We start from the raw sequence: 951 nt of genomic DNA on the forward strand, positions 1-951 counted from the left end.
CACCGCACGGAGGTCTTCGTGTCCCACCGTAATGCCCGGCTGACCGTTCACGGCAGGCGGATCCTGGTCGAACGTGTCCTTGCCGGCCGTCCTGTCGCGCATGTGGCCGCGGAGATGGGCATATCCCGTCCCACGGCCCACAAATGGGTCCGCCGCTGGCGGGCCGAAGGTGATGCGGGCCTGCACGACCGTTCCAGCCGTCCCCGCACCACCCCGCACCGGACCGTCACCGTGGTCGAGGCGAAGGTCTGCCGGCTGCGTTCCGAGCGTAAGCTCGGCCCTGCCCGGATCGGCCCGATCCTGGGCATGCCCGCCTCGACCGTGCACCGGATCCTGGTCCGGCACGGCCTGAACCGGCTGGCCTGGCTGGACCGGCCCACCGGTCAGCCGATCCGCCGCTACGAATGCGACCGGCCCGGCGAGCTGGTCCACGTGGACATCAAGAAGCTCGGCAACATCCCCGACGGCGGCGGATGGCGGACCGTCGGCCGCGCAGCCGGCGACCGAAACCGTCAGGCCACCACCACCGAGCGCAAGAGTTGCACGCCGGTGATCGGCTACAGCTACATCCACTCGGCCGTCGACGACCACTCCCGCCTGGCCTACAGCGAGGTCCTGCCCGACGAACGCCAGCACACCGCCATCGCCTTCTGGCAGCGGGCGAACGCGTTCTTCGCCGGCCACGGCATCACCGTCCAACGCGTCCTGACCGACAACGGCGCCTGCTACAAGTCCAAGCTCTTCACCCAGACCCTCACGGCAGCGGGCATCGCCCACAAGAAGATCCGGCCCTACCGTCCACAGACGAACGGCAAGGTCGAACGCTTCAACCGCACCCTCCTCGACGAGTGGGCCTACCTACGGCCCTACACCTCGAACACCGAGCGGACCGAAGCCCTGGCAGACTTCCTCCACACCTACAACCACCACCGCTGCCACACCGCACTCGAC

At 68.8% G+C, this 951-nt stretch carries 1 protein-coding gene; it reads left to right on the forward strand.

Features of this window, described 5'->3' with window-relative positions:
• Positions 1–18: 18 nt before the first annotated feature.
• The coding region (locus VR44_RS27570) for an IS481 family transposase (protein WP_045950322.1) at positions 19–951 on the forward strand (933 nt) is incomplete at its 3' end.

Origin of the sequence: Streptomyces katrae, assembly GCF_000966975.1 — a bacterium.
Taxonomy (GTDB): Bacteria; Actinomycetota; Actinomycetes; order Streptomycetales; family Streptomycetaceae; genus Streptomyces; species Streptomyces katrae.